General features: G+C 58.2%; 25 protein-coding genes and 3 tRNA genes. 17 read left to right on the top strand and 11 right to left on the bottom strand.

Translation table 11 applies throughout. From position 1 onward, the window contains the following. Nucleotides 1-58: 58 nt before the first annotated feature. From rpsO to ACL2XG_RS11935, 4 genes are all read left to right on the top strand, one after another. A complete protein-coding gene (gene rpsO, locus ACL2XG_RS11950) occupies nt 59-328 on the top strand; it encodes a 30S ribosomal protein S15 (protein WP_331123068.1) in 270 nt (89 codons plus the stop codon). 238 nt (nt 329-566) lie between these two features. Further along, complete coding sequence (gene pnp, locus ACL2XG_RS11945; protein ID WP_410016507.1) at nt 567-2684, top strand: polyribonucleotide nucleotidyltransferase; 2118 nt, start codon at nt 567-569, stop codon at nt 2682-2684. 149 nt (nt 2685-2833) lie between these two features. Then, a complete protein-coding gene (gene nlpI / locus ACL2XG_RS11940) occupies nt 2834-3718 on the top strand; it encodes a lipoprotein NlpI (RefSeq protein WP_410016506.1) in 885 nt (294 codons plus the stop codon). Between the two features lie 173 nt (nt 3719-3891). Further along, nucleotides 3892-5820 carry a DEAD/DEAH family ATP-dependent RNA helicase gene (locus ACL2XG_RS11935; protein WP_413722095.1) on the top strand — a complete coding sequence of 643 codons (1929 nt, stop codon included), beginning with the start codon at nt 3892-3894 and terminating at the stop codon, nt 5818-5820. Between the two features lie 95 nt (nt 5821-5915). Here ACL2XG_RS11935 and ACL2XG_RS11930 read toward each other — a convergent pair whose 3' ends face one another. From ACL2XG_RS11930 to ubiU, 3 genes are all read right to left on the bottom strand, one after another. Further along, nucleotides 5916-6926: a luciferase-like monooxygenase gene (locus tag ACL2XG_RS11930; RefSeq protein WP_413722096.1), complete on the bottom strand. Its 1011-nt coding sequence runs from the start codon at nt 6924-6926 to the stop codon at nt 5916-5918. Between the two features lie 145 nt (nt 6927-7071). Beyond that, a complete protein-coding gene (locus ACL2XG_RS11925) occupies nt 7072-7950 on the bottom strand; it encodes a U32 family peptidase (protein WP_413722097.1) in 879 nt (292 codons plus the stop codon). A gap of 13 nt (nt 7951-7963) precedes the next feature. Continuing rightward, nucleotides 7964-8959: a ubiquinone anaerobic biosynthesis protein UbiU gene (gene ubiU, locus ACL2XG_RS11920; protein ID WP_410016502.1), complete on the bottom strand. Its 996-nt coding sequence runs from the start codon at nt 8957-8959 to the stop codon at nt 7964-7966. Between the two features lie 292 nt (nt 8960-9251). Between ubiU and ubiT the strand changes: the two genes are divergently transcribed. Both ubiT and ACL2XG_RS11910 read left to right on the top strand, forming a co-directional pair. After that, complete coding sequence (gene ubiT / locus ACL2XG_RS11915; protein ID WP_413722098.1) at nt 9252-9776, top strand: ubiquinone anaerobic biosynthesis accessory factor UbiT; 525 nt, start codon at nt 9252-9254, stop codon at nt 9774-9776. Further along, on the top strand, nt 9770-10279 hold the full coding sequence (locus ACL2XG_RS11910; RefSeq protein ID WP_410016500.1) for a GNAT family N-acetyltransferase: 510 nt from the start codon (nt 9770-9772) through the stop codon (nt 10277-10279). Before ubiT ends, ACL2XG_RS11910 begins: the two co-directional genes overlap by 7 nt. Here ACL2XG_RS11910 and ACL2XG_RS11905 read toward each other — a convergent pair. Beyond that, the gene (locus ACL2XG_RS11905; RefSeq protein ID WP_410016499.1) at nt 10260-10613 is read right to left on the bottom strand and encodes a GIY-YIG nuclease family protein; all 354 of its coding nucleotides are present in this window, start codon (nt 10611-10613) and stop codon (nt 10260-10262) included. The two genes, ACL2XG_RS11910 and ACL2XG_RS11905, sit on opposite strands and share 20 nt — an antisense overlap. Nucleotides 10614-10855: 242 nt before the next feature. Between ACL2XG_RS11905 and ACL2XG_RS11900 the strand changes: the two genes are divergently transcribed. Continuing rightward, entirely contained in the window at nt 10856-11329 is a 474-nt protein-coding gene (locus ACL2XG_RS11900) for a YhbP family protein (RefSeq protein ID WP_410016498.1), read from the top strand. Between the two features lie 22 nt (nt 11330-11351). Here ACL2XG_RS11900 and ACL2XG_RS11895 read toward each other — a convergent pair whose 3' ends face one another. The 6 genes from ACL2XG_RS11895 to rsmC all read right to left on the bottom strand — a co-directional run bounded on the left by ACL2XG_RS11895 (nt 11352) and on the right by rsmC (nt 15135). After that, nucleotides 11352-11873 (bottom strand): type 1 glutamine amidotransferase domain-containing protein, encoded by a 522-nt coding sequence (locus ACL2XG_RS11895; RefSeq protein ID WP_410016497.1) that lies wholly within the window; start codon nt 11871-11873, stop codon nt 11352-11354. A 249-nt stretch (nt 11874-12122) separates the two neighbouring features. Next, nucleotides 12123-13217, bottom strand: coding sequence for a GGDEF domain-containing protein (locus ACL2XG_RS11890; RefSeq protein WP_413722099.1), 1095 nt, complete (start codon nt 13215-13217; stop codon nt 12123-12125). Between the two features lie 302 nt (nt 13218-13519). Next, nucleotides 13520-13606 (bottom strand) — tRNA-Leu (locus tag ACL2XG_RS11885). Between the two features lie 92 nt (nt 13607-13698). Beyond that, nucleotides 13699-13785 (bottom strand) — tRNA-Leu (locus tag ACL2XG_RS11880). 48 nt (nt 13786-13833) lie between these two features. Beyond that, nucleotides 13834-13920: transfer RNA gene (locus tag ACL2XG_RS11875), tRNA-Leu, on the bottom strand. 156 nt (nt 13921-14076) lie between these two features. Further along, nucleotides 14077-15135: a 16S rRNA (guanine(1207)-N(2))-methyltransferase RsmC gene (gene rsmC / locus ACL2XG_RS11870; RefSeq protein ID WP_410016495.1), complete on the bottom strand. Its 1059-nt coding sequence runs from the start codon at nt 15133-15135 to the stop codon at nt 14077-14079. A gap of 120 nt (nt 15136-15255) precedes the next feature. Here rsmC and ACL2XG_RS11865 point away from each other — a divergent pair, with 120 nt between their 5' ends. The 10 genes from ACL2XG_RS11865 to deoD all read left to right on the top strand — a co-directional run bounded on the left by ACL2XG_RS11865 (nt 15256) and on the right by deoD (nt 24784). Then, nucleotides 15256-15669 carry a DNA polymerase III subunit psi gene (locus ACL2XG_RS11865; RefSeq protein ID WP_410016494.1) on the top strand — a complete coding sequence of 138 codons (414 nt, stop codon included), beginning with the start codon at nt 15256-15258 and terminating at the stop codon, nt 15667-15669. Then, nucleotides 15638-16081 (top strand): ribosomal protein S18-alanine N-acetyltransferase, encoded by a 444-nt coding sequence (gene rimI, locus ACL2XG_RS11860; RefSeq protein WP_410016493.1) that lies wholly within the window; start codon nt 15638-15640, stop codon nt 16079-16081. The genes ACL2XG_RS11865 and rimI overlap by 32 nt, the downstream gene beginning before the upstream one ends. A gap of 111 nt (nt 16082-16192) precedes the next feature. Beyond that, nucleotides 16193-17782, top strand: coding sequence for a peptide chain release factor 3 (prfC, locus tag ACL2XG_RS11855; protein ID WP_410016492.1), 1590 nt, complete (start codon nt 16193-16195; stop codon nt 17780-17782). A gap of 414 nt (nt 17783-18196) precedes the next feature. After that, entirely contained in the window at nt 18197-18793 is a 597-nt protein-coding gene (gene osmY, locus ACL2XG_RS11850; protein WP_413722100.1) for a molecular chaperone OsmY, read from the top strand. Nucleotides 18794-18960: 167 nt separating this feature from the next. Then, nucleotides 18961-19122 carry a DUF1328 domain-containing protein gene (locus ACL2XG_RS11845; protein WP_162364050.1) on the top strand — a complete coding sequence of 54 codons (162 nt, stop codon included), beginning with the start codon at nt 18961-18963 and terminating at the stop codon, nt 19120-19122. A gap of 238 nt (nt 19123-19360) precedes the next feature. Further along, nucleotides 19361-20149, top strand: a complete 789-nt coding sequence (locus ACL2XG_RS11840; protein ID WP_410016490.1) for a TatD family hydrolase — start codon at nt 19361-19363, stop codon at nt 20147-20149. 301 nt (nt 20150-20450) lie between these two features. Next, nucleotides 20451-21230: a deoxyribose-phosphate aldolase gene (deoC, locus tag ACL2XG_RS11835; protein WP_413722101.1), complete on the top strand. Its 780-nt coding sequence runs from the start codon at nt 20451-20453 to the stop codon at nt 21228-21230. 83 nt (nt 21231-21313) lie between these two features. Further along, entirely contained in the window at nt 21314-22642 is a 1329-nt protein-coding gene (gene deoA / locus ACL2XG_RS11830; RefSeq protein WP_410016630.1) for a thymidine phosphorylase, read from the top strand. A 114-nt stretch (nt 22643-22756) separates the two neighbouring features. Beyond that, nucleotides 22757-23986 (top strand): phosphopentomutase, encoded by a 1230-nt coding sequence (gene deoB, locus ACL2XG_RS11825; RefSeq protein ID WP_413722102.1) that lies wholly within the window; start codon nt 22757-22759, stop codon nt 23984-23986. Nucleotides 23987-24064: 78 nt separating this feature from the next. Continuing rightward, entirely contained in the window at nt 24065-24784 is a 720-nt protein-coding gene (deoD, locus tag ACL2XG_RS11820; protein WP_413722103.1) for a purine-nucleoside phosphorylase, read from the top strand. 94 nt (nt 24785-24878) lie between these two features. On the opposite strand, the gene ACL2XG_RS11815 is transcribed toward deoD, so the two are convergent. After that, a complete protein-coding gene (locus tag ACL2XG_RS11815) occupies nt 24879-25574 on the bottom strand; it encodes a YtjB family periplasmic protein (protein WP_410016486.1) in 696 nt (231 codons plus the stop codon). Nucleotides 25575-25633: the final 59 nt, after the last annotated feature.

Below are 25633 nucleotides of genomic sequence, written 5' to 3'. Positions count from 1 at the left end.
GGGTTGCTGAATTAGAGATCGGCGCCTGTGTATTTCACAATAAATCTGGAGTGTTATAATGTCTCTAAGTGTTGAAGCGAAAGCTAAAATTGTTACTGATTTCGGCCGTGATGCCAACGATAGCGGTTCCACCGAAGTACAGGTTGCTCTTTTGACCGCTCAAATCAGCCATTTGCAAGGCCATTTTGCGGAACATAAAAAAGATCACCACAGCCGTCGTGGCCTGCTGCGTATGGTTTCACAGCGTCGTAAGCTGCTTGACTACCTGAAAGGTAAAGATGTCGCACGTTACACCGGCCTGATCGAGCGCCTGGGCCTGCGTCGCTAAGCCAGACAGTTTCGGTAGAAAGGGGCCTTATGTGGCCCCTTTCTTCTAGGGAGCAATAACCTTTCCCGGTAATGCGTTGTTGCTTAAGTAGATTCTTCAATTGCTGACATACGCGCGGCTAATGAGAGACTTTATCCGCAGGGTAAGGATTGTCATTAGTCGCGAGGATGCGATAAGAAGATGGGTTAGTCATCGGTGAGTTTTTCTGATTATGCTCACCCTGAAAAAGGATATCATTTTGCTAAATCCGATCGTGCGCAAGTTTCAATACGGCCAACATACCGTCACCCTCGAAACCGGTATGATGGCTCGCCAGGCGACCGCCGCCGTGATGGTCAGCATGGACGACACCGCGGTATTCGTTACCGTGGTCGGGGCCAAGCAGGCCAAGCCGGGACAGAGTTTTTTCCCGCTGACCGTGAACTACCAGGAAAGAACGTATGCCGCCGGGCGTTTCCCGGGTGGCTTCTTCCGTCGCGAAGGCCGTCCCAGCGAAGGCGAAACCCTGATTTCCCGTCTGATTGACCGTCCGATTCGCCCGCTGTTCCCGGAAGGCTTCCTCAATGAAATCCAGGTGATTGCCACCGTGGTATCGGTCAATCCCCAGGTAAGCCCGGATATCGTGGCGATGATTGGCGCTTCCGCCGCCCTCAGTCTGTCCGGCATTCCGTTCAGCGGCCCGATCGGCGCGGCGCGTGTCGGTTATATCGATAGCCAGTACGTCCTGAACCCGACCATGGCCGAACTGGCCGTAAGCCGTCTGGACCTGGTGGTCGCCGGCACCGCGAACGCCGTGCTGATGGTTGAGTCCGAAGCGCAGCTGCTAAGCGAAGACGAAATGCTGGGCGCGGTGGTGTTCGGCCACGAACAACAGCAGATTGTCATCGACAATATCAATGCCCTGGTTGCCGAAGCCGGCAAACCGAAATGGGAATGGCATGCCCCGGAAGTCAACGCCGCGCTGCAAAGCCGCGTTGCCGCACTGGCTGAAGGCCGCCTGGGCGATGCTTACCATATTACGGAAAAACTTGAGCGCTACGCCCAGGTCAACGCCATCAAGGCCGATGTGGTTGCCGCGCTGCAGGCCGAGGACGACACCCTCGACGAAGGCGACATCAAGGAACTGCTGGGCAGCCTGGAAAAAACCGTGGTCCGTAGCCGCGTATTGCGTGGCGAACCGCGTATCGACGGTCGCGAAAAAGACATGATCCGCGGCCTGGATATCCGTACCGGCGTACTGCCGCGCACCCATGGCTCCGCCCTGTTTACCCGCGGCGAAACCCAGGCGCTGGTGACCGCCACCCTCGGCACCGAACGCGACGCCCAGAACATTGATGAGCTGACCGGCGAGCGTACCGACCGTTTCCTGCTACACTATAACTTTCCTCCGTACTGCGTTGGCGAAACCGGTATGGTCGGCTCGCCGAAACGTCGCGAAATCGGCCATGGCCGCCTGGCGAAACGCGGTGTGCTGGCGGTAATGCCTAAAGCGAGTGAATTCCCGTATACCGTGCGTGTGGTATCGGAAATTACGGAATCCAACGGTTCTTCGTCCATGGCCTCCGTTTGCGGCGCGTCATTGGCCTTGATGGACGCAGGGGTACCTATCAAGGCGGCCGTTGCCGGCATCGCGATGGGCCTGGTGAAGGAAGGCGACAATTTTGTGGTCCTGTCCGATATCCTGGGCGACGAAGATCATCTTGGCGACATGGATTTCAAGGTGGCCGGCAGCCGTGAAGGCGTGACCGCGCTGCAAATGGATATTAAGATTGAAGGCATCACCCGCGAAATCATGCAGGTGGCGTTAAACCAGGCCAAAGGCGCCCGGTTGCATATCCTGGGCGTGATGGAACAGGCTATCAGCCTTCCGCGCGGCGATATCTCCCAGTTCGCGCCGCGTATCCATACCATTAAAATCAGTCCCGACAAGATCAAGGACGTGATTGGTAAAGGCGGCTCGGTTATCCGCGCGCTGACCGAAGAAACCGGTACCACCATCGAAATCGAAGATGACGGTACGGTGAAGGTGGCGGCGACCGATGGTGAAAAAGCCCGTCATGCCATTCGTCGTATCGAAGAGATTACCGCTGAAATCGAAGTGGGCCGCATCTATAATGGTAAAGTGACCCGTATCGTTGATTTTGGCGCGTTTGTGGCCATCGGCGGCGGCAAGGAAGGTCTGGTGCATATCTCGCAAATCGCCGACAAGCGCGTGGAGAAAGTGTCCGACTTCCTGCAGATGGGTCAGGAAGTCCCGGTTAAGGTCCTGGAAGTCGATCGCCAGGGGCGTGTGCGCCTGAGCATCAAGGAAGCGACCGCGCCCGGGCAGGATCAGGTTGTGCCGGAAGTAGAATAATCAGCACGGAATTAGAGTAGAATAACTGTTAGCGCATTTTACAGCTCCTTACCGGGTAGGGAGCTGTTCGTATCACAAGGGCGGGACGCCTTGTGTTAAGCCGATGGGGGACAGGACGTTCATCCAATGTTTTTCTTCGGGAGTGGGAAATGAGGCCTTACTTGCGCTGGTGGTTCGTTGCGATGGCGTTTATGCTGGCAGGATGCAGCAACATTGATTGGCGTAAAGATGACGTTTTAGCTGTGCCATTACAGCCGACGTTACAACAGGAAGTCATCCTGGCACGCATGGAACAAATCCTGGCGAGCCGGGCACTAACCGATGATGAACGAGCACAGCTATTATATGAGCGCGGAGTGCTGTATGATAGTCTCGGGTTGAGAGCGCTGGCGCGAAATGATTTTTCACAAGCGTTGGCTATCCGGCCTGATATGCCTGAGGTTTTTAACTATCTCGGCATTTATTTGACGCAGGCAGGCAATTTTGATGCTGCCTATGAAGCGTTTGATTCTGTACTAGAGCTTGATCCAACTTACAACTACGCGTATTTAAACCGTGGCATTGCCTTGTATTATGGAGGCCGCTACCGTTTGGCGCAGGATGATCTGCAGGCGTTTTATCGCGACGACCCAAATGATCCTTTCCGTTCGCTGTGGCTTTATCTGGTTGAGAAACAAATCGATACCAACAAAGCCAAAGACGCGCTGACTCAGCGCTATAAAAAAGCGAACAGGGGGCAATGGGGATGGAATATTGTCGAGTTCTACCTGGGGGACATCAGTGAAACTACGCTGATGGAGCGCCTTAAGGCGGACGCAACGGATAACACTTCGCTCGCCGAGCATCTCAGTGAAACTGACTTCTATTTAGGTAAGCATTACCTAAGTCTGGGGGACAAGAACTCCGCTTCGGCGCTGTTCAAACTGACGGTCGCTAACAACGTACATAACTTTGTTGAGCACCGCTATGCATTGTTGGAATTGGCGCTCTTAGGCCAAGGGCAAGACGACCTATCAGAATCGGACCAGCAATAGCTGACGAACTAAACTATTCAGCCCATTACCTTTTTTATCATCTGCAAGGGTGAGGGCTTGTTTGTTCGTTTTAAATCCAATTTGAGCCGGTTCACACTTTTGATGAAAATGAATGAATGTTTTCACGACGAGGTATGTAGACTGGCCGCCATGATGAAATGAGGCACGTGTACATGTCTGAAGTTGAAACCAAAGCAGAAATTAATTTTGCCGATCTGGGGCTTTCCACCCCCATCCTGAACGCCCTGACCGACCTGGGTTATGAAAAACCATCGCCGATCCAGTTAGAATGTATTCCGCAGCTGCTCGCGGGACGCGACGTCTTGGGTATGGCGCAAACCGGGAGCGGCAAGACCGCCGCGTTTGCCCTGCCTTTATTACACAATATCAATGCCGAACTGGCTGTACCGCAGGTGCTGGTGCTGGCGCCGACCCGTGAGCTGGCTGTGCAGGTCGCGGAAGCGATTTCCGATTTTGCCAAGCACATGAAAGGCATTAACGTGGTGGCGCTGTACGGCGGCCAGCGTTATGACGTGCAGCTGCGCGCCCTGCGCCAGGGTCCGCAGGTGGTGGTGGGCACGCCCGGTCGTTTGCTCGACCATTTGAAACGCGGCACCCTCGACCTGTCCAAATTAAGCGGACTGGTGCTGGACGAAGCCGATGAAATGCTGCGCATGGGCTTTATCGAAGACGTCGAAACCATTATGGCGCAGATCCCGGCCAAGCATCAGACCGCCTTGTTCTCGGCTACCATGCCGGAAGCGATTCGCCGCATTACCCGTCGTTTTATGAACGACCCGCAGGAAGTGCGCATTCAATCAAGCGTCACCACCCGTCCGGACATCAGCCAGAGCTACTGGACGGTGCAGGGCATGCGTAAGAATGAAGCGCTGGTCCGTTTCCTGGAAGCGGAAGACTTTGACGCCGCCATCATCTTCGTGCGCACCAAAAATGCCACGCTGGAAGTGGCGGAAGCGCTGGAGCACAGCGGCTACAACAGCGCGGCGCTGAACGGCGATATGAACCAGGCGTTGCGTGAGCAAACGCTGGACCGCCTGAAGGACGGCCGCCTCGATATCCTGATTGCCACCGATGTCGCGGCGCGCGGCCTGGATGTTGATCGCATCAGCCTGGTCGTGAACTACGATATCCCGATGGATTCTGAGTCCTACGTTCACCGTATCGGCCGTACCGGCCGTGCGGGCCGCGCCGGCCGTGCGCTGCTGTTTGTTGAAAACCGCGAACGCCGCCTGCTGCGTAATATCGAACGCATCATGAAGCTGACCATTCCGGAAGTGGAAATCCCGACCGGTGACGTCCTGAGCCAGCGTCGCCTGGCTAAATTCGCCGCCAAGGTCCAGGCCCAGTTGGAAAGCAGCGATTTGGATATGTACCGCGCGCTGCTGGCTAAATTGCAGCCGGCGGAAGAGCTGGATATGGAAACGCTGGCCGCCGCGTTGCTGAAAATGGCCCAGGGCGAACGCCCGCTGATCCTGCCGCCTGATCCGGTCATTAATCGTCGTCCCCGCAGCGAGTTCCGCGATCGTGACGAACGTCGCCCTGAAGGCGCCGATCGCGGTGGCGAACGTCCGGCCCGCCGTGAACGTCGCGACGTTGGCGAAATGGATCTGTACCGCATTGAAGTGGGCCGTGATGACGGCGTTGAAGTACGTCATATCGTGGGCGCCATTGCCAACGAAGGCGATATCAGCAGCCGCTATATCGGCAATATCAAGCTGTTTGCTTCCCACTCCACCATTGAGCTGCCGAAAGGCATGCCGGGCGATATGCTGTCGCATTTCACCCGTACGCGCATCCTGAATAAACCGATGAACATGCAGTTTGTCGGCGAAGCAGTGGCCGCGCCGCGCGGTGAACGCCGTGGCGGCGGTGCCGGTGCCGGTGCGCCGCGTGGCGCCTTTGGCGGCGAACGTCGTGAAGGCGGCAACGGAGCTCCCGCCGGTCGTCGCAGCTTCAGCGGCAGCCGTGAAGGCGGCGCGCCGGCGGAACGTCGTTTCAGCGGCAGCCGTGACGGCCAGCGCGGGCCGCGTCGCGAAGGCGATGCCGCCGCCGCGCCGACCACGCGTCGCCGCGATGCATAATCGCTGAATGATAAAAAAACCCGCTGCGGCGGGTTTTTTTATGGCGGAAGGCAACCCGGCTCGGGGGACAGGGTCAGGTGGGATTTAACAAGCGATTACGCCGTCAGTGCCGACCGCGCCGCCATCGCCAGCTCAAACGAACGCAGCCGGGCCTGGTGATCAAAAATCTGGCCGTTGATCATCAGCTCATCCGCGCCGGTTTTATCGATAATCGCCTGCAGCCCGGCGCGCACCTGATCGCGATCGCCCACCACCGACATGCGCAGCGCCTGTTCCACGCCATATTGCTCGCCTTGCGACCATAACGCGTCGAGGTCCTGCACCGGCGCCGGCAGCGGGCCGGGCCGGCCGCGGCGCAGGTTAATGAACTGCTGCTGCATGGAGGTAAACAGGAAACGCGCGTCGCGTTCGCTGTCGGCGGCCACCACATTGATACACACCATGGCGTAAGGCTGTTCGAGGGAGGCGGACGGTTTGAAATTCCGGCGGTAGAGATCCAATGCCTGCCACAACAGGTCCGGCGCGAAATGCGAGGCGAAGGCAAACGGCAGCCCCAATGCCGCCGCCAGCTGGGCGCTGTACAGACTGGAGCCCAGCAGCCAGATTGGCACATGCAATCCCTGTCCCGGCACGGCCTGCACCGGCTGGCCCGGCTTCGCGTCGTCGAAATAGCCCAACAGCTCCTGCACGTCGCGCGGGAAATTATCCACCTCGCCGGCCAAATGGCGGCGCAGGGCAATCATGGTACGCTGATCGGTGCCCGGGGCGCGTCCCAGGCCCAGATCGATACGTTTGGGGTAAAGGGTTGCCAGCGTGCCGAACTGTTCGGCAATCACCAGCGGCGAATGGTTCGGCAGCATCACGCCGCCGGAGCCTACCCGCAGCGTGGTGGTGCCGCCGGCGATATAGCCCAGCAGCACCGCGGTGGCGGCACTGGCGATACCGGTCATATTGTGGTGCTCGGCCGCCCAGTAACGATGATAGCCCCAGGCCTCGGCGTGGCGGGCGAGATCAAGCGAGCATTCAAACGCCTGCCGGGGCGTGGAGCCCTGGGGTACCGGCGCCAGGTCGAGCAGCGAAAAAGCGATAGGTTGTTGTTTAATCATAAGTAAACTCACAGTCAGTCGTCGCCCATAGCTTTGCGGGCTAATGATAACTATGAGTATTACCCAATTTTCCGCTTTCCGATACTACTAATATTTGTAGGGTTATCGACCGCCGAATCCGCGGCGCACGCCTTGGGGACGCCCGCTACTCCACCAGTTCCAGCCCGGCGATACGCCGCCAGTAGCCGTTGCAGTCCCTGTCGCGCGCCAGCGCCAGGGGCTGCTGTCCCTGCTGGTTGGCCCTAAAACGCTCCAGCATGGCGAGGGTATCCATTCCCTGCGGCGACAGCCGTACCACATCCACCATACCTTGCATGGAGGTCTGTTCGTTAATCAGGTTATAGCAATAGCCGCTTTGGGTCTGGATGCCGTTGAGGACGAATACCCGCTGCTGTTCCTGCGACAAGACCTCGCGCCCCTGCGGATACTTAATGCAGCAGGTTTCACATTCGTCTTTCGGCCGGTTTTCCGAACGCGCGGTAAAACAGCGGGCGGAATAGGCCAGGGGAAGGTGGCCGTAGCTGAACAGTTCCACTTCAAACCTGCCGCGAAAACCGAGCTCGTCGCATTGCGCCAGAATATTGCCCAGCCATTCCCTGGACAGCTCCACCGGCATACACCAGCGCACCATGCCCTGGCGGTGCAGGATGCGCAGGGTATAGGCGTTATAGCAATTCAAGGCGGGACCGGCGACAAACGGCAGCCGGTGTTCCGCCGCGAGGTGCGCCAGGCCGATATCGTTCGCCTCCAGCAGAAACTCGCCGTTGTCCAGATAACGTTTCAGCTCGCTTAATTCCGATGGCGCCTGAATCAGCGCCAGCGTGGAAATCACCACCTGCTTGCCGGCGGACGCCACCGCTTTGGCAAGCGACAGCCAATCGCCGGTTTTCATGGCGCGGCGTTTACTGCAAATGGTCTCGCCCAGATAAATGATATCGGCGCTGCTGTCGCACGCCGCCTGGTAAAAGGCTTTGATATCCGTTTTCGGCCAGTAATAGAGTACCGGCCCCAATGCATATTTCATGTCGGGTCTCCTGTTACTGCCAGCGGCGATGATAGGCGCCAAGCGTGGTTTGCGTTCCTTCGGACACCGCGCCCAGCGCCTCGGTCCATGCGGGCAGCGGCGCAAAATCCTGGGGATTGGCGATACAGCTGTCGATAGCCTGGCGCCAGACCTTGGTCACCTGGCTGACGTAAGCGGGGCTGCGCTGCCGTCCTTCGATTTTCACCGAGGCGATATTGGCCGCCAGCAGTTCGGGAAGCAAAGACAGCGTATTGAGGCTGGTCGGCTCCTCCAGCGTATGATACTTCTGTCCGTCCACGTAATAGCGGCCTTTGCACAACGTCGGGTAGCCGGCGTTTTCGTCCGGGCCGTAGCTGTCGATAAGGACGTTGTTCAGACGCGATTCCATGGCGGAGCCGGTTTGCGTCCAGCGCACGAAACGCGCCGGTGAACAGGCGCCGACGGTATTGGGCGATTCGCCCGTCAGGTAGGAGGAGAGATAGCAGCGCCCCTCCGCCATGATGCACAGGCTGCCGAAGGCGAACACTTCCAGCGGTACCGGGCTGATAAGCGCCAGCTGTTTCACCTGATGCATCGACAGCACGCGCGGCAGCACCACCCGCGCCACGTCAAAATGCTGTTGGTAGAAGCGGATGGCCGCCTCGTTGGTGGCGGACGCCTGCACCGAGACATGGCGTTCAATCTGCGGATAACGCGCGGCGGCGTATTCCAGCATGGCGGGATCCGCCAGGATCAGCGCGTCCGCCCCCGCCTGGGCCGCCATATCCACGGCGCGTTGCCAGCGCGCGTAACCGTCAGGGTGGGCAAATGTATTAATGGCGATATGCAGTTTTCGTCCGTGGCGATGCACGTACTCCTGCGCTTCCTGCAGACGTTTGTCGGTAAAATTCAGGCCGGCGAAATGGCGGGCGTTGGTATCGTCCTTCAGGCCGATATACACCGCGTCGGCGCCGTTATCGACGGCAGCCTTGAGGGCCGGAAGGTTCCCGGCGGGACAGAGCAGCTCCATAAAGCTCCCGAATAGTGTGTTGGCATGGGCGCAGAGCGTGTCATGCCGTAAAGGATCATTAGCCAACGGGTTGTTTTAGCAGCAAATGATGCATAGTCGTTATGGCAATTCTAAATAAGGTTGGCGCGGGAAAGATTGATTTGAGGCAGCTTATGGCGTAATGACAGCATTTAAAGCTGCGACGGCTATGCTTAAATAAGCAATCTTTCTTTATGAATAATTGATGTAGACCCCGACTGGTTTTAACCACTGTGGCAAAATAGGCGCAGATTCGTTTAGAGGAGTAGAAACAGTGTTGGAAAAACTACGAGCACACTTGGTGCGCCGGGGGCCGTCGCTGTTGCGCTTGCCGATCACACTGACGCCGTTCGCGTTGCAGCGTCAGGTGTTGGAACAGGCGCTGCGCTGGCAGTTTCGCGCAGCGCTGGCCGAGGGTGAACTGGCTTTTCTGGAGGGGCGCTGGCTTAGGATCGAGGTCGAGGATATCGCGCTGGTATGGTATATGACCGTCGAAAATGAGCAACTGAAGGTCAGCCGCCAGGCGCGGGCCGATGTCAGCTTCAGCGGCAATGCCAACGATCTGATCCTTATCGCCGCCCGTAAGGAGGACCCCGACACGTTGTTTTTCCAGCGCCGGCTGCGCATCGAAGGCGATACCGAGCTTGGCCTGTACGTGAAAAATCTCATGGATTCGATTGATCTGGCCACCATGCCGCCCTTGCTGCGCGCGGCGCTGATGCAGATTGCCGCCTTTATTCAGGCCGGCTTGCAGGAGGGCGTGGATGCCGAGGGCATCCACGCATCCCAGCCGTGCTGATACGCGTGGAAATACCGGTGGATGCGCCGGGAATCGACAGCCTGCTGCGGCGGGCCTTCGGGCGCGACGCCGAGGCGGAGCTGGTCCATCGCCTGCGTGAGGATGGGCTGCTGACCCTGGGTATCGTGGCCACGGACGACGAAGGCGGGGTTATCGGCTACGCGGCGTTCAGCCCGGTGTGGATTGGCGGCGAGGATTGCCAGTGGGTCGGCCTGGCGCCGCTGGCGGTGGAGGCCGCTTTCCGCCGCCAGGGCATCGCCCGGCAGCTGATCTATGAGGGGCTGGACACCCTTAACGAGTTCGGTTATCGCGCCGTGGTGGTCCTGGGCGCGCCCGACTATTATTCGCGCTTCGGTTTCATTCCCGCCGCGCGTTCACAGCTGCATTGCCGCTGGCCCGGCGCGGAAGCCGCCTTCCAGCTGTTTACCCTGGCGGAGGATGCGCTGGAGGGCGTCAGCGGCCGGGTGGAATACGCCGAGCCGTTTAATCAGCTGGCGCTTTGACGGCCGGCTGCCCGCTATTTCCCGGATAGTCGCCGGTACGCCGTTGCGGCTGCAGGCTCGGCCAGATCGCCTCAAGCGTTGAAGCCTGGCTCGCGACCAGCCGCTCCTTTTGCGCCCGCGTCAGCTGCTTGATGCGATACTCCCATCGCAATGCCCCCCCCCGATCGCCGGCCGGGCAGTGGTAAACCAGAAGCAACGGACCTTTGCCGCGCAGGGCCTTGGCGCCGCTGCCGCGTTGGTGCTGCGCCAGCCGCCGGGCCACATCGGTGGTCACGCCGGTATAGAGGGCGCCGCCGGCGGTGCGAATCAGGTAAATATGCCAGCAAGGGGTCATGGAATTGCGCCTTAAGCAGCCAAACGAAATCTAGTGGGAAATGGCCTCTTGGGCAAAGAGTCCATGGGTAATATTTCCAGAAACAGCTATGATGGTACCTACTTTAACCGTCAGGCGTAAAGGACGATATTAAGCCCTTAATACGCTGTGCAAGGTTTGCAAAAGTTGCGCATAATTAATTGGACATGTAAGAACGCGTGGCGATATGCTGGTTATAACCTTATAAAGGATAAGAGATTATCGTGCGAACGGACGACCCCCTGAAAGCCATCGTAGCTTACCTGAAAAAGCAGCATGTTTTAACGCTTTGCACCGGCGACGCGCAGACCTTATGGTGCGCCAATTGCTTCTATGTGCTGAACGAACCCGATCTGTCGTTATATATGTTAACGGATCATACCACCCGCCACGGCATCCTGCTGGCGGAGAATCAACATGTCGCCGGCACCATCAGCGATCAGACCGTTACCATCAGTCTTATCAAGGGCATACAGTATAGCGGCGAGGTTAATCAGATCACCGGCGACGCGGCCCAGACGGCGCGCAAGCAGTATACCGCGCGCTTCCCGCTGGCCAAGCTCGCGACCTCGCCCATATGGCGTTTGCGTCTGGATGAAATTAAGCTGACCAACAATAAGCTGGGGTTCGGCACCAAGCTGAGCTGGAAGCGCGAAGACGATGAAGCTGATACAGGCCTGGCCAGTCGCCAGGCCTGAGACCCCGGGCGGATGCCCTGGGTTATTTCTTATTGAGAATACGCAGCGATTCCCGGTTAAACGCCGGTAAATCATCCGGTGTGCGGCTGGTTACCAGGGTATCGTTATCAATGACCACTTCTTTATCAAAAAAGTCGGCGCCGGCATTTTTTAAATCCACCGCCACCGCTTTTACCGTGGTCATTTTTTTGCCGCGTACCGCATCGGCGCTTATCAGCAACTGCGGGCCATGGCAAATGGCGAAAATCGGTTTGCCGCTTTGCGCGAAGGCCCGCGTGAAATCAACAAAACGGTCGTCGCCGCGCAAGGAATCAGGCGAGTGGCCGCCGGGCAACAACAGGGCGTCGAATTGGTCCACATTGACCTCGTCGATGGACTTATCAATGGTCACCTTGGCCTCGCCGCGCTTGCCGGTGACGGTTTGGCCCGCTTTTTTATCGATGGTGATGACCTGGTGTCCGGCCTGCTGATAGGTCTGGGCCGGCGAGGTAAACTCCGCATCTTCAAATTCATCAGTAATTAAGACTGCGATTTTTTTGCTCATCCTGTCCTCCGTCAGATGAATAATGAACTGTCCTAAGCCTAGTGCCGGATTGGCCCGTCAGCAAGTTTGTTTATTAACTGTATATAATATAATCGGTTAGCGTTAATTGACGGCGGGATATTGGGGTAGGCGCGGGTGCGGATTATTAAGATAATACTGAGGGATATTTTGCTGAAATATAAATGTCTCTCCCGGCGGCCTTATAAATAATGGCGGGCCGCGGCATTGAACGCGGCCCGGGCATTCATATCAGGATTCAGCCGTTTGGGTATTTTGCCTAAAAGAATTTAACGGGGCGATTTCGACCGAATTCCTGCCGCGTTTTTTTGCCAAATATAGGGCGCCATCGGCAGCGGTAAGCGAAGCTTCTATATCGCTGTCGGCCATAATGGCAATTCCGGCGCTAAGGGTCACGGTGGTGGAAACCTGATCGTTAAATAAATGCGGGATTTTTAAATCCAGCACGGCCTGCCTGACATTTTCAGCACAGGTCAGGGCATATCCGTCATCGACGTCTATCAGCAGTATCAGGAACTCCTCGCCGCCGTAGCGCACCACGATGTCCCGGGAGCGCACCGCATCGCGAATAGCCACCGCTACGGCGACCAAGGCCTTGTCGCCCATGGTGTGGCCGTAATTGTCGTTGTAGGCTTTGAAATGGTCGATATCCAGCAGCAGAATATAATGGCTGGTGGGGACGTTGCCCGTCAGGTTGCTGAGCTTGTTTTGCAGGCCCCGGCGGTTAAACAGGCCGGTAAGGGGATCTATCATGCTGAGATCGCTGAATTTTTCCCGTTCTTCGCTGAGCCGGTTGACCAGTTCCGCCGTAAAGGCTTCGCTGCGTTTTTGCATCAGGCTGTGCAGCGTAAAGCTTATCAGCGGCAGCGCAATGGTGAACAGCAAGACCAGGATATGGTTGAACTGATCCAGCACGATAACCATCAGCGCCGGCGGCAGGCTGTGCAGGCAAAACGCCACGAAATAATCGGCCAGCGAAATAGCGCTGATGAAAAATACCATCATCAGGCTGAAGAGCAGGAAATTATTCTCAGCGGGCTGAAGCTGGTTATAGCGCACGGCGATATGCCAGGCCCAGAGTAAGCCAATAATAATTGCAAAAACATTCAGTTGATGAGCATAATTTCTCATTTTGTAATTACTCATCATTAAAGTAATTACACAAACGATCGCCACCAGTATGGATGGCGGCGTGGGAGAATGGGTATTATTCAGGGCGGTGGCGACATAAAAAACCGAAAAAGCGATATTAAGCAGCAAAAACAATAGCAACGACAGGCGAAGCTTACTCCTGCGGAGTTCTTCATAGCTGTAGGTATTTATCATGTCTTAACTTTTTAGCCCCGGCTGTCCACTATGGCAATAACAGACGACAAGAATTCTGAATAAACTATGATTATTAATAATTTGGTATCGTTATTATGAAAGTTTGGCTTAGAAAATTAATAGAATAATTTAACAGCTTTACACGTGGCTGTCACTCGCCGATGGAGCGTGATGCGAAAACAGGGGAAAAGAAGCCGTAGAGGCTGGAGGGGCGCAGCGTAGCTGCATGCCAGACCGACGCGACGGACTGACGAAGGGTCAGCGGCGCTGCGGTATCTACCGTGAAAAAACGAGCATGAATATGGTGCGAAGGGAGGGACTTGAACCCTCACGTCCGTAAGGACACTAACACCTGAAGCTAGCGCGTCTACCAATTCCGCCACCATCGCAGGCTATTCATCTCATACTTACACGTAAAACTTTTTATTCAGAACAGGCCGCCTGTACCGGGGTACGGCGTGCTTTCGTTCTGGTTACCGATTGGTGCGAAGGGAGGGACTTGAACCCTCACGTCCGTAAGGACACTAACACCTGAAGCTAGCGCGTCTACCAATTCCGCCACCATCGCGTGCAATCCGGCAACATCTTTTTATGCTAATAACATCGTGGTTGTATTTGGTGCGAAGGGAGGGACTTGAACCCTCACGTCCGAAAGGACACTAACACCTGAAGCTAGCGCGTCTACCAATTCCGCCACCATCGCCCGGCACCGGCAAGGCATAAGCCCTGCCACCACGGAGGCGAATTCTAGAGGTTTTAGCGTCAACGTCAATAATTATTTAAACCAAAGCGGGTATTTAGCGCAAAAAAATAGCCGCCGCCGCATCGGCGCGCGCGGCGGCGGCGGGAGGGTTGCCCGTTAGCCGCGTTTGCCGGCTTTATCTTTATCCTTGCCGCGCGAGACGGTATGGACCGCCTGGAAAACCTTGAAGCGGCCATTTTGCGCCAGCACGGCATGGCTGCCGAAAATGGAATCCAGCAAGGCCGGATAGGGCAAAAACGCATTGGCGACGATGCGCAACTGCCCGCCGATGCGCAAATGGGTTAACGCGCCGCGGATCAGGTTTTCGGCCGCCTGCAGATTGGTATGCATGCCGTCGTGGAACGGCGGGTTGGAAATAATCAGGTCAAAACGTCCCGGCATCGCTGAATACACATCGCTGACGACCACGTTGCCGGTCAGGCCGTTCGCCTCGAGCGTGGCCTGGCTTGCGGCCAGCGCCGGCGCGTGTACATCCCCGAGGGTCAGCTTGATGCCCGGCGAGCGTTTCGCCAGGACGGCGGCCAGGACGCCGGTACCGCAGCCGATGTCGGCCACCTCGCCGCTGAGCGGCTGATCAAAGGTGGACAACAGCAGTTGGCTGCCGCTGTCGAGCCCGTCGCGGCTGAATACGCCCGGCAGCGTTTTCACCGTCAACCCGTTGAGCTGATATTCGTTCCAGTAAGACTCGAGGTCGAAGCGCGGCGCTGTTTCCAGCCGGCCGTGATACAGGCCGCAGCGGCGGGCGCTGTCGATTTTCACCAGGGGACAGTAGGGCGCCAGGAACGGCTCGGCGCTGCGTACGCCGCTGCGGTTTTCCCCCACCACGAAGACATCGCTGCCCACCGGCAGCAGCGCGAGGAGGTTGGTGAGCTGGAACTGTGCTTCCGGCTTATTTTTCGGCCAGAAATAGAGTAAAGTATCGCATTCGCGGACAAATTCCGCGTCGGCGACCAGGCCGTACTGCACGGACCCATCGTCCATTTTATCGCGCAGTGCCAGACAGTGGTGATACCAAGCGGTGTGGACACATACGTTTTGGGCGTCCAGTTCCGCCGGCAGGAGATCCTGCACATCGCCGGCGAACAGTACGCGTTTATCTGAAAAAATGTCCTCGTGACGGAGTATGACTTCACTGGCTGGTGTTAATACTGACATGCGACAAAGGCTCCTCATTAATCTGAGCGGGGAGTATAGTGCTTTATTGTCCGATGTTCGATGGACTTTATCGCCTGATGTGCGATGGATTGATATGCAACGACCGCGAATAGGATCAGTATGGCGTCGAGACGAGACTGGCAGTTACAGCAATTGGGCATCACGCAATGGGCGTTGCGACGCCCCGCGTCCCTGCAGGGAGAAGTGGCGGTCGTCCTGCCCGCCGATGTCCGCCTGCTGCTGATAGCCAGCCCCTTGCCGCCCATCGACCATCCCCTGGTGGGCGATGTGGCGCGCAGCCTGGATCTTGCGCCCGGTCAGCTGTATCCGCTCACGCCGGAACAGGTGGCGATGCTGCCGGAAGACACCCGCTGCCATAGCTGGTGGCTCGGGCGCGAGGCGACGCGTCCCCTGTCCGGTGTCTCCCTTTTCACCCCGCCGCTGGCTGAACTGCTGGGCAACGCAGCAGCCAAGCGCGATCTTTGGCGGCAGATTTGTCATCATGAACCAGATTTCCGCGCTGACGGTCTCTGACCTGGCCGCCGCCTGGCATATAGAGCAGGCCAGCCACGCGTTCCCCTGGACGGCGAAAACCTTTGCCAGCAACCAGGGCGAGCGTTACCTGAATCTCAAGCTGACCGTGGCGGATACCCTGGCGGCGTTCGCCATCACCCAGACCGTGCTGGACGAGGCGACGCTGTTCAACATTGCCGTGCATCCGGATTTCCAGCGCCGCGGCCTGGGCCGATCGTTGCTGGAACATCTCATCGCCCAATTGGAACAGCGAGATATCCTGACGCTGTGGCTGGAGGTGCGGCAATCCAACCGGCCCGCCATCGCGCTGTACCGGTCCCTTGGCTTTAACGATGTCACGGTGCGCCGTGATTACTACCCGTCCGCCGTCGGGCGCGAGGATGCCATCATCATGGCGCTGCCGCTGGGGTGAACCGCACCGCCGCGCGCCAGTGCGCACACTATCAATGCGCACTTTCTCCATGTAGAATCTAGCACCAGCGATCCAGCCCATAATTTGTATGTACCCATCGAGAAACAGAAGATGAAGAATGCCACTTACGCCGCGGAAGTTGCGGCTCGGCGCACTTTTGCGATTATTTCGCACCCCGACGCCGGTAAAACCACCATCACCGAAAAAGTGCTGTTATTCGGGCACGCCATTCTTACCGCCGGTACGGTAAAGGGCCGCGGCTCAAGCCATCATGCCAAATCCGACTGGATGGAAATGGAAAAGCAGCGCGGCATTTCCATTACCACCTCGGTGATGCAATTCCCTTACCGGGACGCCCTGGTCAACCTGCTCGATACGCCGGGGCATGAAGATTTCTCCGAAGATACTTACCGCACGCTGACGGCGGTGGACTGCTGCCTGATGGTTATCGACTCCGCGAAAGGCGTCGAAGATCGTACCCGTAAACTGATGGAGGTGACGCGCCTGCGCGATACGCCGATCCTGACCTTTATGAACAAGGTCGATCGCGATATCCGCGATCCGACGGAACTGCTCGACGAGGTCGAACACGAGCTGCGCATCGCCTGCGCGCCCATCACCTGGCCCATTGGCTGCGGCAAGCTGTTTAAAGGGGTTTATCATCTCTACAAGGATGAGACCTATCTTTACCAGACCGGTAAAGGCCATACCATCCAGGAAGTGCGCACGGTCAAGGGGTTGCATAATCCGGATCTTGACGCGGCCATCGGCGAGGATCTGGCGGCGCAGCTGCGCGAGGAGCTGGAGCTGGTGCAGGGCGCCTCGCACGAGTTCGAAGAGCAGGCTTTCCTGCGCGGCGAGCTGACCCCGGTGTTTTTCGGCACCGCCTTGGGCAACTTTGGCGTCGATCATATGCTGGACGGCCTGGTTGAATGGGCGCCGCCGCCGATGCCGCGCAAGACCAATACCCGCGTCGTCACCGCCGATGAAGAAAAATTTACCGGCTTTGTGTTTAAGATCCAGGCGAATATGGACCCGAAACACCGTGACCGCGTGGCGTTTATGCGCGTGGTGTCGGGACGCTATGAAACCGGCATGAAGCTGCGCCAGGTCCGCACGGGCAAGGATGTGGTGATTGCCGATGCGCTGACGTTCATGGCCGGCGACCGCTCGCATATCGAAGAGGCGTATCCCGGCGATATCATCGGCCTGCACAACCACGGCACCATCCAGATTGGCGATACCTTCACCCAGGGCGAGGACATGAAGTTTACCGGCATCCCCAACTTCGCGCCGGAAATGTTCCGCCGTATCCGCCTGCGCGACCCGCTCAAGCAAAAGCAATTGCTGAAAGGGCTAGTCCAGCTGTCGGAAGAGGGCGCGGTTCAGGTATTCCGCCCGCTGACCAACAACGACCTGATTGTCGGCGCGGTCGGGGTGTTGCAGTTTGAAGTGGTGGTGGCCCGCCTGAAAAGCGAATACAACGTCGAGGCGCTGTATGAGTCGGTCAATGTGTCCACCGCCCGCTGGGTCGAATGCGCCGATGTGAAAAAACTCGAGGAGTTCAAGCGCAAGAACGAACTGAACCTGGCCCTGGACGGCGGCGATAACCTTTCTTATATTGCTCCGAGCATGGTTAACCTCAACCTGACCCAGGAACGCTATCCCGACATCCATTTCCACAAAACCCGCGAGCATTGATCCTCCCGGCGCGGGTTTTTCGCCCGTCCCCGCGCGCCCGCCTTTTTTAGCCGCGGCGTGGGGACGGAATCCACCGCCTTTCCTGTCGCGCCGCGCCTTGCGGCCGGAATGGTTATGTCCGCGCCGGGGTGCGGAATGTTCCTAAATCCTTGCTTAATCATTGGATTTAAGCTTTTTTTCCCGGATAACAATGCAATTTGTTATTTCTAGTCTATAGTTAAATTGTCTCTGACGGAGCGGTTAAATAAGCTAATAAAACCGTGCAAATCAGTATGATACGCTGCTCTTTATCACGAGAGCGGTATTTCTGCATTTTTGGATGCTTCCCCAGCCGAACGCGGGAGGCAGTTAGACCGGCCGCTATTTGTGGCGAAAACACCCTGATTCGGGTGGCAAGTTAAAAAGGAAACATCAATGAATAAGATCACGATGACAAAAACGCTCACGGCTATGGTTTTAGGTTCCATCTTGGCGGCTTCCACCGCGATGGCTAACGATACCATCAAGACAGAGGCGAACAGCGCCGGCGCCAAAATCGATAATACGATGAAGACCGCCTCAAACTATATGGGCGACAGCGCGGTAACCGCCAAGGTGAAAAGCGCGTTGGTCGGCGATAAAGGTATCAACAGCACCGACATTTCCGTGGTGACCAATAACGGCGTAGTAACCCTGAGCGGCTTTGTGACCAACCAGACCCAGGCTGAACGCGCCGTTACCGCCGCCAAATCCGTTGAAGGCGTGACCTCGGTCAGCGACAAGCTGCACGTGAAGGAAACGACCAACGCTTCGGTGAAAACCTATGCCGGCGACACGGCGATTACCAGCGAAGTGAAAGCCAAGCTGCTTGCCGATAGCATCGTCCCGTCCCGCAACGTGAAAGTGGAAACGTCCGACGGCATCGTGCAACTGAGCGGTCACGTTAAAAATGCCCGTGAAGCCTCGCGCGCCGAAAGCGTCGCCAAAGCAGTTGACGGCGTGAAAAGTGTCAAAAACGATCTTAAGTACTAATCTCTAAAGAACCAACGGTCAATGTCGCTTTGCGTTGCCGGTGCGCAGCGCAGGGCGATACCGTGTACGGCAAAACCAATAGTATTAAGCCGGTCCGGGGCGTTTAACGTCCGTGTTTCCCGGTAACACGAGAATTGTATTTCCATCATTTGGGTAAGGAGAAGCTTATGTTTCGTTGGGGCATTATTTTTCTGGTCATTGCCTTGATTGCGGCAGCATTAGGGTTCGGTGGTTTGGCAGGCACGGCGGCATGGGCGGCTAAAATCGTCTTCGTCGTGGGTATTATCCTGTTCCTGATAAGCCTGTTTACCGGCCGTCGCCGTATGTAGCCTTATCAGCGGGCCCCGGTCCGTTAAGCAGTAACCGATAGATAGGGTTATTATCCGGAGAGGGAGTCAATACGCATCATGTTGACGACCTCTCCGGAGCGTTTTTCAGGTCCCCTCGCATCACCCTCCCAGCCGTTAATCCGTGGTTCCCTTTCCTCTCCGCGCACGTGCTAAAGATGCTACTATTTACTTTTCCTCCTCCCTTTTGGGTGCGCCAGGCACGCGCAGGTAATACGCCATGATAAATCCGGTCTTTATCGATACCCATTGCCATTTTGATTTTGCCCCCTTCAGCGGTCACGAAACCGACAGCCTCGCCCTGGCCGCCGCGGCCGGCGTGCAGCGCATTATCGTGCCGGCGGTGGAGGCGGAGCGCTTTGCCGCCGTGCTGGCATTGGCCGACGCCCATGAGGCGCTGTATGCCGCCCTGGGCCTGCACCCCATCGCCATCACCCGCCATGATGACGCCGGGCTGTCGGCCCTGGCGCATCATTTGCGCCGGCCTCATCCACGACTGGTGGCGGTGGGGGAAATCGGCCTGGACAATTATATGGCGGAGCCCATGATGCCGCGCCAGGAAGCGTTATTGGCGGCCCAACTCCAGTTAGCCGGCCGCCATGATCTGCCGGTGATCCTGCATTCCCGGCGCACCCACGATCGCCTGGCGCAGATTTTGCGGCGCCATGATTTACCGCGCACCGGGGTGGTGCACGGGTTCGCCGGCAGCTACGAGCAGGCGGTGGCGTTTACCAAATTGGGTTATTATATCGGCGTCGGCGGCACCATTACCTATGAGCGCGCCAATAAAACACGCCAGGTAATGGCCAGGCTGCCCCTGGACCGCTTGCTGCTGGAAACCGACGCGCCCGATATGCCGGTGTCCGGCTTTCAGGGGCAGGCCAATCGTCCCGAACGCCTGCGCGTGACCTTTGCGTCGTTATGCGCGCTCAGGCCGGAGCCGCCGGAGCAGATTGCCGAAATAATATACCGCAATACCCTGGATTTATTCGGTTTGCCCTGTCAATAGCAAAATTTTCCGGCTGATAATCGGGATCGCACGCATAAATCTCAATCCTTAAGCAGCTTATTATCGTCGATTGTGGAAAAATAGAGCCAGCGCGTAAGGCAGGATGCGTTTACCCTGCGTCTTTGATTCAGGCTTATGCGGTGAGAGGGATCTTTAACGCCCGGAAATCAGCATGGTTCCGGGTCTTTCTTCATGGAACCAAGTCCGCTCGCCAACGTTACGGCGCGTTATCGCGATAGCCATGACGCCCCTTTTACAGATTCGGTTGCTATGTCGCCACACCGAAAAGTTGGAGAGTATTATGATTGATTTAACCGTTGCGGCCCGCCGTGCGTTGGGTCTGATGGATCTTACCACCCTGAATGATGACGATACCGCCGACAGCGTCGTCAGCCTGTGCCGACAGGCGAAAAGCCCGGCGGGCAACACCGCCGCTGTTTGCATCTACCCCCGCTTTATTCCCATCGCCAGACGCGCCTTGCAGCGCCAGGGCACGCCGGACATTCGGATTGCCACGGTCGCCAATTTCCCCCATGGCGATGACGATGCCGCCATTGCGCTGGCGGAAACACGCGCTTCGGTAGCCTACGGCGCGGATGAAGTCGATGTGGTGTTTCCCTACCGGGCGCTGATGGCCGGCAATGAACAACTGGGATTTGATCTGGTCGCCGGCTGCAAGGCGCTGTGCGCCGACAGCGGCGTGCTGCTGAAGGTGATCCTGGAAACCGGCGAGCTGCGCCGTCCGGAGCTTATCCGGCGCGCCGCCGAAATCGCCATCGACGCCGGCGCTGATTTTATTAAAACCTCCACCGGCAAGGTGCCGGTCAATGCCACGCTTTCAAGCGTTGAAATCATGCTGTCGGTTATCCATGACAAAGGCGTCGGCGCGCACGTGGGTGTAAAACCGGCGGGCGGCGTGCGCACCGCGGCGGAAGCGGCGGCCTACCTGGCGCTGGCGGACCGGATCATGGGGCCGCTGTGGGCTGACGCCCGGCATTTCCGCTTCGGCGCATCAAGCCTGCTGGCCAGCCTGCTCACCGTATTGGGCCAGGATATGCAGGTCACGGATAACGGTTATTGATCCCCTGATTGAGCATTGGAGAAGGCAATGACAAACCCGCCCGTTTCCGGGCGATAGCCATTTTTGTTTTGCAGGGGGTAACCGTGTTCCTGGCACAAGAAATTATTCGTAAAAAACGCGACGGCGAGCCGCTGAGTGAAGAAGAGATTCGGTTTTTCATCAATGGGGTCCGCGATAATACGGTTTCGGAAGGGCAGATCGCCGCCCTGGCGATGACCGTTTTTTTCCGCGACATGGATATTCGGGAACGGGTGGCGCTGACGCTGGCGATGCGCGACTCGGGCCATGTGCTTAACTGGCAGAACAGCGCCCTGGGCGGGCCGGTGCTGGATAAGCATTCGACCGGCGGCGTGGGTGATGTCACCTCGCTGATGCTGGGGCCGATGATTGCCGCCTGCGGCGGCTACGTGCCGATGGTTTCCGGCCGCGGACTGGGCCATACCGGCGGCACGCTCGATAAGCTCGAATCGATCCCGGGGCTGAATATTTTCCCTGACGATCAGGCGTTCCGCGCGATGATAAAACAGGTCGGCGTGGCGATCATCGGCCAGACCAACTCCCTGGCGCCGGCGGATAAACGGTTTTACGCCGTCCGCGACATCACGGCCACGGTGGATTCCATTGCGCTGATTACCGCCTCGATATTGGCCAAAAAACTGGCCGAGGGCCTGGATGCGCTGGTGATGGATGTGAAAGTCGGATCCGGGGCGTTGATGCCCGATTACCCGCAGTCCGAAGCGCTGGCGCGCGCTATCGTCGGCGTCGCCAACGGCGCCGGGTGCAAGACCACGGCGCTGTTGACCGATATGAACCAGGTCCTGGCGTCCAGCGCCGGCAATGCCCTGGAAGTGCGCGAGGCGGTGCGCTTCCTTACCGGCGAACAGCGTAATCCCAGACTGTATGAGGTCACCATGGCCTTGTGCAGCGAAATGATGGTGTCGTCGGGATTGGCGGCCACCGAACCGCTGGCGATGGCGCGGCTGCAGCAGGTACTGGACAACGGGGAAGCGGCGGAGCGTTTTGGCCGCATGATCGCGGCACAGGGCGGTCCGCATGATTTTATCAGCCGTTATGAGCACTATTTGCCCAAAGCCACGCTGAGCAAGCCGGTGCTCGCCGAACAAGCGGGTTTTATCGGCGCCATGGACACCCGCGCCCTGGGCCTGGCCGTGGTGGCTATGGGCGGCGGGCGCCGGCGCGCCGGCGATGCCATCGACTATAGCGTCGGTTTAACCGACATGGCGCGCCTGGGCGATGCGGTGCAGCCCGGACAGCCGCTGGCGAATATCCACGCCGCCAGCGAAGCCGGCTGGATGCAGGCGGCGGAGACGGTGCGCGCGGCCATTACCCTCACGCCGCAGCCGCCTGAAGCCCTGCCGGTGATTTACCGGCGTATCGCGGCGGATGACTGACGGCGCGGGGACGCTTCCGGCGACGATATCGTTCGCCGGGATACATGCGATTTTTTCTGATCCGCCGGGCCGGGGCCCTTATCCGGCGGGCGGATCAATCAGTTGGAGAAGACAATGAAACGTACCTATATCATGGTGCTCGACTCGTTCGGCATCGGCGCCGCCGCGGATGCGGAAAAATTCGGCGACAGCGGCTCGGATACCCTGGGCCATATTGCCGAACGATGCCAGCGCGGCGAGGCCAACCAGGGCCGCAGCGGACCGCTGCGGCTGCCCAACCTGTCGCGCCTGGGACTGGGAAAGGCCGCCGAGGAATCCACCGGGCATTTTCCCCCGGGGCTTGACCGCGACGCGGACATTATCGGCGCCTATGCCTACGCCAGCGAAATCTCCTCAGGGAAGGATACCCCGTCCGGACATTGGGAAATTGCCGGGGTACCGGTGATGTTTGACTGGGGCTATTTTCCCGATCCCCAGAACAGCTTCCCGCAGGAACTGCTGGACCGGCTGGTCGCCGATGCCGGGCTGCCGGGATATCTGGGCAACTGTCACTCTTCCGGCACGGTGATCCTGGATCAACTGGGCGAGGAGCATATGCGTACCGGCAAGCCGATTTTCTATACCTCCGCCGATTCGGTTTTCCAGATAGCCTGTCATGAAGAACGGTTCGGCCTGCAACGTTTGTACGACCTCTGCGAGCTGGCCCGGGAGATGCTGACCGCCGGCGGCTACAATATCGGCCGGGTGATCGCCCGGCCGTTTACCGGCGATAAAAGCGGTCATTTCCAGCGCACCGGCAACCGCCATGATCTGGCGGTGGAGCCGCCCTCCGCCACGGTATTGCAAAAGCTGGTGGAAGAAAAGGGCGGGCAGGTGGTGTCGGTGGGCAAGATCGCCGATATCTACGCCCAGGTGGGCATCACTAAAAAAATCAAGGCCACCGGCCTGGATGCGCTGTTCGACGCTACTTTGCGTGAAATGGAACTCGCGGGCGATAACACCATCGTCTTTACCAACTTTGTCGATTTTGATTCATCCTATGGCCACCGCCGCGACGTGGCCGGCTATGCGGCGGCGCTGGAGCTGTTCGACCGCCGCCTGCCGGAACTGCTCGCGCGGGTGACCGGCGAGGATATGATCATTCTGACCGCCGATCACGGCTGCGATCCCACCTGGCGCGGCACCGATCATACCCGCGAGCACGTGCCGGTGTTACTCTACGGCCCCGCCATCCGGCCGGGGTCCTATGGGCACCGCCGGACCTTCGCCGATATCGGCCAGACGGTGGCGGATTATTTTGGCCTGACACCCATGGATTATGGTAAATCCATCCTCCATGCATGAAGGTAGTCAGGATTTTGCCTGTCCCGGCGCGGGCCGGGACAACGTTATTTTTTATTATTGAGTATAAGGAAAACCAACATGGCGACGCCGCATATTAACGCTGAACGAGGTGATTTTGCCGATGTGGTCCTGATGCCCGGCGATCCGCTGCGGGCGCAGCACATCGCCAATAACTTTCTCACGCAACCGCGCGAAGTCAATAACGTCCGCGGCATGCTGGGCTATACCGGCAGCTACAAAGGCCGGGCCATTTCAGTTATGGGTCACGGCATGGGCATCCCGTCCTGCTCCATTTACACCAAGGAGCTGATTACCGAGTTCGGGGTTGAACAGATCATCCGGGTCGGGTCCTGCGGCGCGCTGCGCGGCGATGTCAATGTGCGCGACGTGGTGATCGGCATGGGCGCCTGCACCGATTCCAAGGTTAACCGCATGCGTTTTAAGGATCATGACTTTGCGGCCATTGCCGATTATGACCTGCTGCGCCACGCGGTGGACGCGGCCAAGGCGGCGGGGGTCAATGTGCGCGTCGGCAATCTGTTCTCGGCGGATCTGTTTTACACCCCCGATCCGCAGATGTTCGACGTCATGGAAAAATACGGCGTCCTGGGCGTGGAAATGGAAGCCGCCGGTATCTACGGCGTGGCCGCGGAATTCGGCGCCAGGGCGCTGGCCATCTGCACCGTGTCCGACCATATCCGTACCGGCGAGGCCTTAAGCGCGGCGGATCGCCAGACCACGTTTAACGAGATGATCGAAATCGCGCTGGAGTCGGTGCTGCGCGGCGACGCGGCATAAAGACCACGCGGCCGGCGGCAAGGCGTCAACGCGCTGTTCCGCCGGTCAAGACGCGCAGGTTGGCAACGGCGCAAGGCGTGCCTGATGCGCGCGCTTAGTCGGTTTTGGTCCGCGCAGGATCATCGGGCGTGGCCGCAGCCGGGGCCGGCGCGTCGTTTTCGTCCCCTTTGCGTTCCGCCAACGGCGTGCTGGCGGTCAGCAGGTACGGGGACTGCTGCCAGCGGCTGCGGCGGTTTTGCAGCAGGGTGCGGGCCAGGATAATACCGATGGCCAGCGCCAGCAGAATCATCAGGCGCAGCAGGTTGGTGGTGTTATCCACCTGTTTGGCTTCGGTTTCCAGCACATGGGTATCAAGGGTCAGGCGGATAAAACCGCTGGGCCCGTCCTTATCGATAATGGTACGCACCAGCTGATGGTTAAAATAGCTGCCGGCGCGCTGGTGTTCGATAGCCAGCCGGTCGCGCACGCTGATGGTCTCCCCGGCGCGGGCTATCAGGCTGCCGTCCATGCTGTATACGCTGGCATCCAGGATACGGCTGCCCTGGGTAAGGGTGTCCAGTATCGACTGGATGGGGGCATTGTTTTCCTCGCTGTCGGCCATCAGCGGCGCCAGTTGCCCCGCCAGCTGTCCTATCAGTGTGCCGGCCAGCTCATCCACCTGCGCCGAGCGGGCCATTTGATGGCTCAGGCTGAACCAGGACGCGCCCTGCATCAGGAAGACCAGCAGCGTCACGCAGATAAGCACGATGGCGGTGCGGTGTAAACGAAACGAGTGTCTGGCCCGGAGCATGGGATTCCTTTACTATTCTGAACGCTTTATGTTGCCAGAAGCGTCGACGATAGGATAGC

It is taken from the genome of Sodalis sp. RH24 (assembly GCF_047324145.1).
Taxonomy (GTDB): domain Bacteria; phylum Pseudomonadota; class Gammaproteobacteria; order Enterobacterales; family Enterobacteriaceae; genus Acerihabitans.
The sequence above is the reverse complement of the archived record's forward strand: the minus strand, read 5'-3'. Positions and strand labels throughout refer to the sequence as shown.

Bases quoted from the DNA above. Each gene is read 5' to 3' on its own strand.
- rpsO (WP_331123068.1), top strand. From the start codon at position 59: ATGTCTCTAAGTGTTGAAGCGAAAGCTAAAATTGTTACTGATTTCGGC.
- nlpI (WP_410016506.1), top strand. From the start codon at position 2,834: ATGAGGCCTTACTTGCGCTGGTGGTTCGTTGCGATGGCGTTTATGCTG.
- ACL2XG_RS11935 (WP_413722095.1), top strand. From the start codon at position 3,892: ATGTCTGAAGTTGAAACCAAAGCAGAAATTAATTTTGCCGATCTGGGG.
- ACL2XG_RS11930 (WP_413722096.1), bottom strand. From the start codon at position 6,926: ATGATTAAACAACAACCTATCGCTTTTTCGCTGCTCGACCTGGCGCCG.
- ACL2XG_RS11925 (WP_413722097.1), bottom strand. From the start codon at position 7,950: ATGAAATATGCATTGGGGCCGGTACTCTATTACTGGCCGAAAACGGAT.
- ubiU (WP_410016502.1), bottom strand. From the start codon at position 8,959: ATGGAGCTGCTCTGTCCCGCCGGGAACCTTCCGGCCCTCAAGGCTGCC.
- ACL2XG_RS11905 (WP_410016499.1), bottom strand. From the start codon at position 10,613: ATGACCCCTTGCTGGCATATTTACCTGATTCGCACCGCCGGCGGCGCC.
- ACL2XG_RS11895 (WP_410016497.1), bottom strand. From the start codon at position 11,873: ATGAGCAAAAAAATCGCAGTCTTAATTACTGATGAATTTGAAGATGCG.
- ACL2XG_RS11890 (WP_413722099.1), bottom strand. From the start codon at position 13,217: ATGATAAATACCTACAGCTATGAAGAACTCCGCAGGAGTAAGCTTCGC.
- rsmC (WP_410016495.1), bottom strand. From the start codon at position 15,135: ATGTCAGTATTAACACCAGCCAGTGAAGTCATACTCCGTCACGAGGAC.
- ACL2XG_RS11865 (WP_410016494.1), top strand. From the start codon at position 15,256: ATGGCGTCGAGACGAGACTGGCAGTTACAGCAATTGGGCATCACGCAA.
- rimI (WP_410016493.1), top strand. From the start codon at position 15,638: ATGAACCAGATTTCCGCGCTGACGGTCTCTGACCTGGCCGCCGCCTGG.
- prfC (WP_410016492.1), top strand. From the start codon at position 16,193: ATGAAGAATGCCACTTACGCCGCGGAAGTTGCGGCTCGGCGCACTTTT.
- osmY (WP_413722100.1), top strand. From the start codon at position 18,197: ATGAATAAGATCACGATGACAAAAACGCTCACGGCTATGGTTTTAGGT.
- ACL2XG_RS11845 (WP_162364050.1), top strand. From the start codon at position 18,961: ATGTTTCGTTGGGGCATTATTTTTCTGGTCATTGCCTTGATTGCGGCA.
- ACL2XG_RS11840 (WP_410016490.1), top strand. From the start codon at position 19,361: ATGATAAATCCGGTCTTTATCGATACCCATTGCCATTTTGATTTTGCC.
- deoC (WP_413722101.1), top strand. From the start codon at position 20,451: ATGATTGATTTAACCGTTGCGGCCCGCCGTGCGTTGGGTCTGATGGAT.
- deoB (WP_413722102.1), top strand. From the start codon at position 22,757: ATGAAACGTACCTATATCATGGTGCTCGACTCGTTCGGCATCGGCGCC.
- deoD (WP_413722103.1), top strand. From the start codon at position 24,065: ATGGCGACGCCGCATATTAACGCTGAACGAGGTGATTTTGCCGATGTG.
- ACL2XG_RS11815 (WP_410016486.1), bottom strand. From the start codon at position 25,574: ATGCTCCGGGCCAGACACTCGTTTCGTTTACACCGCACCGCCATCGTG.